Source organism: Nostoc sp., from assembly GCF_041747015.1.
In the GTDB taxonomy this organism is placed as follows: domain Bacteria; phylum Cyanobacteriota; class Cyanobacteriia; order Cyanobacteriales; family Nostocaceae; genus Nostoc.
In genome coordinates this window covers 1-6,849 of the sequence record NZ_JBGTFY010000430.1, presented here as the reverse complement: position 1 = coordinate 6,849, position 6,849 = coordinate 1, and the positions used below count along the sequence as shown (strand labels likewise).

General features: G+C 41.9%; 8 protein-coding genes and 1 pseudogene. 4 read left to right on the top strand and 5 right to left on the bottom strand.

The window, feature by feature from the left end:
* Positions 1 to 420 precede the first annotated feature (420 nt).
* Both ACEW80_RS33980 and ACEW80_RS33975 read right to left on the bottom strand, forming a co-directional pair.
* The gene (locus ACEW80_RS33980; protein WP_373530833.1) at positions 421 to 1,575 is read right to left on the bottom strand and encodes an NAD-dependent epimerase/dehydratase family protein; all 1,155 of its coding nucleotides are present in this window, start codon (positions 1,573 to 1,575) and stop codon (positions 421 to 423) included.
* Positions 1,576 to 1,720: 145 nt separating this feature from the next.
* Entirely contained in the window at positions 1,721 to 2,251 is a 531-nt protein-coding gene (locus ACEW80_RS33975) for a hypothetical protein (RefSeq protein ID WP_373530832.1), read from the bottom strand.
* A gap of 326 nt (positions 2,252 to 2,577) precedes the next feature.
* On the opposite strand from ACEW80_RS33975, the gene ACEW80_RS33970 reads away from it, so the two are divergent.
* The 3 genes from ACEW80_RS33970 (at position 2,578) to ACEW80_RS33960 (ending at position 5,028) form a co-directional block, all read left to right on the top strand.
* The gene (locus tag ACEW80_RS33970; RefSeq protein WP_373530831.1) at positions 2,578 to 2,928 is read left to right on the top strand and encodes a hypothetical protein; all 351 of its coding nucleotides are present in this window, start codon (positions 2,578 to 2,580) and stop codon (positions 2,926 to 2,928) included.
* Positions 2,929 to 3,023: 95 nt separating this feature from the next.
* On the top strand, positions 3,024 to 4,535 hold the full coding sequence (locus ACEW80_RS33965; protein ID WP_373530830.1) for an AAA family ATPase: 1,512 nt from the start codon (positions 3,024 to 3,026) through the stop codon (positions 4,533 to 4,535).
* A gap of 142 nt (positions 4,536 to 4,677) precedes the next feature.
* Positions 4,678 to 5,028, top strand: a complete 351-nt coding sequence (locus ACEW80_RS33960) for a DUF1257 domain-containing protein (RefSeq protein ID WP_012407317.1) — start codon at positions 4,678 to 4,680, stop codon at positions 5,026 to 5,028.
* Positions 5,029 to 5,146: 118 nt separating this feature from the next.
* On the opposite strand, the gene ACEW80_RS33955 is transcribed toward ACEW80_RS33960, so the two are convergent.
* Genes ACEW80_RS33955 through ACEW80_RS33945 form a run of 3 tightly spaced genes read right to left on the bottom strand, consistent with a single transcriptional unit; the run spans position 5,147 to position 6,052 of the window.
* A complete protein-coding gene (locus tag ACEW80_RS33955; protein WP_373530829.1) occupies positions 5,147 to 5,335 on the bottom strand; it encodes a hypothetical protein in 189 nt (62 codons plus the stop codon).
* Positions 5,336 to 5,393: 58 nt separating this feature from the next.
* Positions 5,394 to 5,822, bottom strand: coding sequence for a type II toxin-antitoxin system VapC family toxin (locus ACEW80_RS33950; RefSeq protein WP_373530828.1), 429 nt, complete (start codon positions 5,820 to 5,822; stop codon positions 5,394 to 5,396).
* Positions 5,819 to 6,052, bottom strand: a complete 234-nt coding sequence (locus ACEW80_RS33945) for a type II toxin-antitoxin system VapB family antitoxin (RefSeq protein ID WP_373530827.1) — start codon at positions 6,050 to 6,052, stop codon at positions 5,819 to 5,821. Before ACEW80_RS33945 ends, ACEW80_RS33950 begins: the two co-directional genes overlap by 4 nt.
* Positions 6,053 to 6,393: 341 nt before the next feature.
* Between ACEW80_RS33945 and ACEW80_RS33940 the strand changes: the two are divergent.
* Positions 6,394 to 6,570 (top strand): annotated as a pseudogene (locus tag ACEW80_RS33940) (DUF1257 domain-containing protein); the annotation flags it as partial.
* Positions 6,571 to 6,849: the final 279 nt, after the last annotated feature.

The following is a 6,849-nucleotide window of genomic DNA, read 5'->3' as shown; positions in this document are numbered from 1 at the left end:
CTCCTGAAGGGGACTTGACGCCACGCTCACGTGAGCTAGATCAAATTCTTCGTTTAGCCGCCTAGACCACCAGTTGCAACTTTTTGATACTTAGCTCAGGAATTTAATTTCTGGGTCAATTTCTGCAAAAGTATAGAAGTATCTGGTCTGGCAACCCTTGCCTGATTATGGTTATGGCGCTCTAGAACTTTAGGTTTTCTCTCACTTCCACGTTTTGCATGGGAGTAGGAAAAGCATGAGGGCGTAGGGTTTCACGCCTCATTAATTAGTTAAAAGTATCATTCATCCACAGGTTAAAGGGATCGTGCAAGTGAGGTTCATAACTGAAATCCTCTCTTGCTCACGGTAATAAAATGGCAGAAAGTCTAACCGTTTTTTACCTCCCTTTAACAAGGGGGAATCTGAAAATCCCACGTCACCTTAACTTCTATGCCAAGAGACTTTAGGTAGAATTTGTTTGTGATCAACTCGTTTCTGATACTTGATGGCAAAGTTTAACAGAGAATCGAGTAGAGAATCAGAGAGCAAGTGAGGCTGTAAACCTAAATCGAGCAATTTAGTGTTTTTAGCGTTGAAGTAATGTTCTTCTTTTTCAACTCTGGGATTATCTAGGTGATTAATTTCTACCTTCAATCCCATAGCGTTACCAGCTTTTTTGACCATCAATGCGATGTCGCCGACGCTGAATTGTTCGGTAAATTGGTTAAATACGCGGAATTCTCCTGGTTGTGCCGGGTTAGCGATCGCTAATTCCACACATCGGACTGTATCCCGAATATCCAAAAATCCGCGAGTTTGACCACCTTTACCATAGACGGTTAGGGGGTGGGCGATCGCGGCTTGAATACAAAAGCGGTTCAGTGCTGTACCAAATACGCCATCGTAATCCAGCCGATTAATCAATAGTTCGTCCATCCCCGTTTCTTCGGTTAAGACACCATAAACCACACCCTGATTTAAATCAGTTGCCCGCAATCCCCAAATCCGGCAAGCAAAGTGGATGTTATGACTATCATGGACTTTGCTTAAATGGTACATTGAACCAGGTTGCTTGGGATAAGGTAGAGTATCCTTGCGTCCATTGTGTTCAATGGTGATGTACCCTTCTTCGATGTCGATATTGGGTGTACCATATTCGCCCATCGTCCCCAGTTTCACCAAATGACAGTCTGGGAAATCTTCCCGCATGGCATACAGTAGATTTAACGTCCCAACTACATTATTGACCTGGGTAAGAACTGCGTGTTCGCGGTCAATCATCGAAAATGGAGCCGAACGCTGTTCACCAAAATGCACTAGGGCGTTTGGCTGAAATTGATGTAACGTTTTGTTGAGAAATTCGTAATTAGTAATATCACCGATGAACAGATCGATAGATTTGCCAGTCAAATCTTGCCAGCGTTGAAGACGTTGCTGAATTGGTGCGATCGGGGTGAGAGTTTCAACACCCAGTTCATTATCCCAGTGCCGCCGCACCAAACTATCTAAAATTCCAACTTCATAACCTCGATTGGAAAGGTAAAGAGCAGTTGCCCAACCGCAATACCCATCGCCACCAATAACCAGGACTTTCATCTTAACCAGTTTTTACTCGCTGATAGCTAAATCTATCAGGTTTATGTCCCCTCTTAATCATCATTCTCAAGGAGATGTAGATTTGGCGAGCAGAGGAAGCAGAGGGAAATGGCGGAAAATAAGGGGAATTATCTTAACTCCTGACTCAGGACTTGGAAATCCGATACTGCTGGGCAATGTAATAAAACAAACGATAGTAATTTTGAAATTCTTGGCTCTTGCTTCGTCCCTGCCAATAGTATTTCACTTGATTCTGAGTTAGTGTCAGTGTCATCGAACCTAGTTGTTGATCAACCTCTACAACTATTACCCCAGATACTCCTTGGGCGGTCTGGAAGTTTGGTTTTATCTTGTTCACAGACTCTTGATCTGTAACAATTGAATTTGGCAATTGCTGACTTGCCCATCCCCGAATTTCCACTGAGTTATCTTGTGGTGAAATAAACGCCATTCCATCATCATTTGCTGGGGCTGCTAAAGAAGTCCAGTTACTCGGATATAGAAATTCAAAGCCATAGCGGGAGTTGCTATAAGTTTTCCAGGCGATCGCTCCGGCGTTAAAATCATTTGCAGTACAACCCCACAGAATTATAAACAGGGCAATGACTCCGCTGACGCTGGCGGTAAACCAATAAATTCTTCGCCCCAAACTACAGATTTTATTAGCAGTAGCCATTTACATTACACATTTTGCCAAAGTCACTAAATCTTTATAGATACCTTCCCCAATTTACGAGCTATTTCCGAATCGGGAAAATTATTGCTTTATTGTTGCTTTAGCGATCGCTAATTTCCATCGAGGTTTCAGGTTTTGAGTGCGTAAGTCCTGATTAATTCTGGGAGGTTTGTAGTGAGGGATTTATCCCTCAATTTAACAGCATTTCAGCCTCAAATGTAAACAAATGTAACAAAAATAGCGTCAAAACGTTTTACCGTCTTGACAACCAATAAAGAAACCGATAACTTGATATACATACCCGGGTAAGACCGTTAAAGAGTTATATGCAAACGCAAACTAAGCAAAAGGTCACTTTGTATTTATCGCCAGAGTTGCACAGAAAATTGAAGATTCGTTCAGCAGTCGATTCCGAACCAATGTCAGAACTTGCAGAACGCGCCCTCGTTTTTTACCTGTCTAATTCAGAATTGGTTGACGAGGTAGAAGATTCTTCTTATGGGCGGACTCATAGAGTTTATTCATGCCCAACTTGTGATAGCTCATTAGTCTTACGTGATGGGGAACTAGTTACTTTGGGCAATCAACCAGGAGTAGTTGGTCAACAACATCTTTCCATTGATGTGGATGAAGATGAAACTCATACCAAGGGTGAGGAAGAGTTAGTTCCTTGCTAAATAGATAGGAATTTGAATTATTCATTCATGATTTGGTTGTCTTTACCAGAAGCAATGTCTCTACTGTCTCTATAAGGTCTCAAGTAGGTCGAAGTATGAAAGAAGAGCTCAATATCCTAATTCAAGCTCAATACCCTTTAATCTACCTTGTGACCTCCGAGGAAGAGCGGGCTGAGCAAGCAGTTTCCACGATCGCCCAGTTGTTAAAGCCCCTGCGCCGAGTATTTGTTTGGACAGTGACACACGGGATTGTGGAGTATGGTCAACCCCGGAATGTCACCCAACATAATACCGTGTCTCCAGAGGCGGCAATTGAGTGGATCATCCGGCAGAAAGAACCCAGTATATTTATTCTTAAAGATTTACATCCCTTTATAGATGCGCCTGCAACAAACAGATCGTTACGTGATGCGATCGCTAGCTTTAAAGGTACGCAAAAGAACATCATTTTGATGTCGCCGATGCAACAAGTACCTATAGAGTTGGAAAAAGAAGTTGTTGTTATCGACTTTACACTGCCAGATATGGCAGAGTTAAATAAAGTACTCACTTATCATATAGACCAAAATCGTGGTCGGCGGTTGACAACAGAGGCTAGAGAAAAGCTTCTCAGAGCCGCTTTAGGTCTAACTAAAGATGAAGCGGAGAAAGTCTATCGGAAGGCACAGGTAACTACCGGGCGTTTAACGGAAGATGAAGTAGATATAGTTTTATCTGAGAAAAAGCAACTAATTCGGCGCAATGGAATCTTAGAATACATTGAAGAAGATGAAACCATTGATGCTGTAGGTGGCTTAGAAGAGTTAAAAAGATGGCTCAAACAACGCTCTAATGCTTTCACCGAAAGAGCGAGAGAATATGGTTTGCCTCAACCAAAAGGGATGTTAATTCTCGGAGTTCCCGGTTGCGGTAAATCCTTAATTGCCAAAACGACTTCCCGGCTGTGGGGTTTACCACTGTTGCGGTTGGATATGGGGCGAGTCTACGACGGCTCAATGGTGGGACGAAGCGAGGCAAATCTGCGAAACGCCCTGAAAACAGCAGAATCTATTTCCCCAGCGATTTTGTTTATCGATGAATTGGATAAATCCTTTGCTGGTAGTGGAGGTTCCTCCGATTCTGATGGGGGGACTTCAAGTAGAATCTTCGGCTCTTTCCTGACATGGATGCAAGATAAAAAGTCACCAGTGTTCGTGATGGCAACTGCCAACAGAGTAGAACGCTTACCTGGCGAGTTCTTGAGGAAAGGACGCTTTGATGAAATTTTCTTTGTGGATCTGCCAACACCGGAAGAACGGCAGCAGATTTTCAATATTCACCTGACGAAACGCCGTGAAGACATCTCTCGATTCGATCTTGAGCAACTAGCCAAGATGTCTGATGGCTTTTCTGGGGCAGAAGTTGAGCAAGCGATCGTTGCGGCAATGTATGAAGCTTTTGCCCAAGATCGGGAGTTCACCCAACTAGATATTATTGCTGCACTAAAGGCAACATTGCCGCTGTCTCGAACGATGCAAGAACAAGTAACGGCTCTGAGAGATTGGGCCAGACAGCGCGCACGCCCCGCAGCATCCTCCGTAGCTGAATATCAGCGAATGGAGTTTTAAAAGCTTTCCTCTGCCATCCCAGGGGGAAAGGCTAGCTGAAAATGCTAGCAGTTATAAAAAAAGCCGCATCCCGTTAAACGCGGCTTCGCCCGAAACAAACCGTTGTCGTTTTTCTCAATCTTCTCATTGGAGGAAACCCCAAATGTCTCACTTTAGCACCCTGCGTACCAAGATCACCGATGCCGAAATCCTCAAGGCTTCCTTGCGCGATTTAGGTATCAGCGTAAAGACTGAAGCTGATGTCCGTGGTTATAACGGTCAGCGTGTCCGTTCTGACATCGTTGCGATGTTGGATGGCGAATATGACCTCGGCTGGTCTCGCAACAGCGATGGTTCCTTTGACCTAATCGCTGACTTGTGGGGAGTTGCTAAGAAGCACAACCAAACCGAGTTGATCAACTCAATCAACCAAAAGTATGCTGTTAACAAAACTTTGGCTGAAGTAAAACAACGCGGTCTGCAAAACGCTAACGTGAAGTTGGTATTGCAATAACAATTTCTCTGCGCGTTCCCAAAGCTGCACGGGTTAACCACATAAATAGCGGTTAACCCGCTTTTTTATCGGCACTGAGATTTATTTCTCAGTCCCGATTTTTATTCTTTACTCGTACTCAGCTAAACATAAATAAGTCTAGCTCATCTACATTGTGAATAATATTGGAATCAGGAACATTATATGCCACTGGTAGTTTAATACTAGCTTGCAGCCTCAATTCTACATTTAAACTAGGGTTAAAAGCTGCTTGAGCTAAGTTACCCAATTTTTCATAAGGGCTATTTTGCGTTTGAGCTACACGCATAATCCAGTTGGGTGATTAAGGATTCTTCTAGTTCGGCTTCGGGTTGGGTGGTCATAATTCACTCAAGACTGTAAGGATTTATAATTTTAACTGGTGTCAGTTTAAAATCATCAACATTGCGGGTAACTAAAGTTAATTTATAATAATGTGCTGTTGCGGCAATTAGACTATCCATTACGGCTAATTTTTTACCTTTCAATTCTGAAGAAGCAGAAAATTTTGCCCAATTATCTAAAATATCATCGTTTATCGGTAAAATATGAGAAGAAAATTCAGTTTCTACTTTTTGCAGCCATATTTTTAGTTTTTGATATCGTTCAGGTTGTGAGTCTTGGATCTTATAAATCCCTTTTTTGATTTCAGCGATGGTAATACTACTTAAAAACAGTTGTTCAATCGGTTGCTGATTAAACCATTGACTAACTTGGGGGTTGGGAGCTTTTTTAACAAACTCAGACATTACACAGGTGTCTATTAGATAAGTCATAGTTCAAAATTCCTGCCTGTATCTCTATCACGTTCAAACAACGAGGCGATATCATCTTCGGCAGATTCGTCGTCTATAAAACGTAGTCGCTCAAACAAAGGCAGTTCTTTTTTTTGCTGCTGCAAGTAATTGGATAATATGTTAATGACTGCTTCCTGTGGATTTTCATAGTGACTGAGTGCGATAATTTCATTAATTAGTTCATCATCTATTGTGATAATGGTCATCATTTTGTCCTCGGTTGTGTTAAATAAAATTTATGCAATCTGAATGATTTTGTTAAGCTGATTGCACACTTGTAGAATTGAAGAAGAATTCAGAAGTCAGAATGGGCTAAACGCCCCGCTACCGCTAACAGGAATCAGAATCAAGACGCTCGATAGCGTAGCGGTAGCGAATCCTTGAGCGTCTGACTCGCTACCGCTTCCCGTTACGATTCAACCACTTGAGCATTTCATCTGTTTCTATTTTAGAGGGTGTTGTGTTCATATATTTAATTTTGTCCGTGGATGTGGAATATTTAAAGCAGTATTTTTAATCTTCTGGTGCAAGATGTGAACTACCAAACCTGACTCGCAACAGCGATGGTTCTTTTGACCTAATTGCTGACTTGTGGGGAGTTGCTAAGAAGCACAACCAAACCGAGTTGATCAATTCAATCAACCAAAAGTATGCAGTTAACAAAACTTTGGCTGAAGTAAAACAACGCGGTCTGCAAAACGCTAACGTGAAGTTGGTATTGCAATAACAATTTCTCTGCGCGTTCCCAAAGCTGCACGGGTTAACCATATAAATAGCGGTTAACCCGCTTTTTTATCGGGACTGAGATTTATTTCTCAGTCCCGATTTTTGATTAGTCTAGTCAATACTAATTTCAAATTAGTAATTTTATTTCATCGTAGTAACATTGATGTGTTCAGCATGACAACCAAGCTTATTTTTAATTAACTTAAGAAGTTCTGCTTTATGTCGAAGCAACCATTCAGGATTGTTACTAGGGTACAAATATATGTTGTAAGTGTAAGTA

Excerpts from the sequence above, each read along its gene's own strand:
- ACEW80_RS33980 (WP_373530833.1), bottom strand. The coding sequence starts at position 1,575 with ATGAAAGTCCTGGTTATTGGTGGCGATGGGTATTGCGGTTGGGCAACT.
- ACEW80_RS33975 (WP_373530832.1), bottom strand. The coding sequence starts at position 2,251 with ATGGCTACTGCTAATAAAATCTGTAGTTTGGGGCGAAGAATTTATTGG.
- ACEW80_RS33970 (WP_373530831.1), top strand. The coding sequence starts at position 2,578 with ATGCAAACGCAAACTAAGCAAAAGGTCACTTTGTATTTATCGCCAGAG.
- ACEW80_RS33965 (WP_373530830.1), top strand. The coding sequence starts at position 3,024 with ATGAAAGAAGAGCTCAATATCCTAATTCAAGCTCAATACCCTTTAATC.
- ACEW80_RS33960 (WP_012407317.1), top strand. The coding sequence starts at position 4,678 with ATGTCTCACTTTAGCACCCTGCGTACCAAGATCACCGATGCCGAAATC.
- ACEW80_RS33955 (WP_373530829.1), bottom strand. The coding sequence starts at position 5,335 with ATGCGTGTAGCTCAAACGCAAAATAGCCCTTATGAAAAATTGGGTAAC.
- ACEW80_RS33950 (WP_373530828.1), bottom strand. The coding sequence starts at position 5,822 with ATGACTTATCTAATAGACACCTGTGTAATGTCTGAGTTTGTTAAAAAA.
- ACEW80_RS33945 (WP_373530827.1), bottom strand. The coding sequence starts at position 6,052 with ATGATGACCATTATCACAATAGATGATGAACTAATTAATGAAATTATC.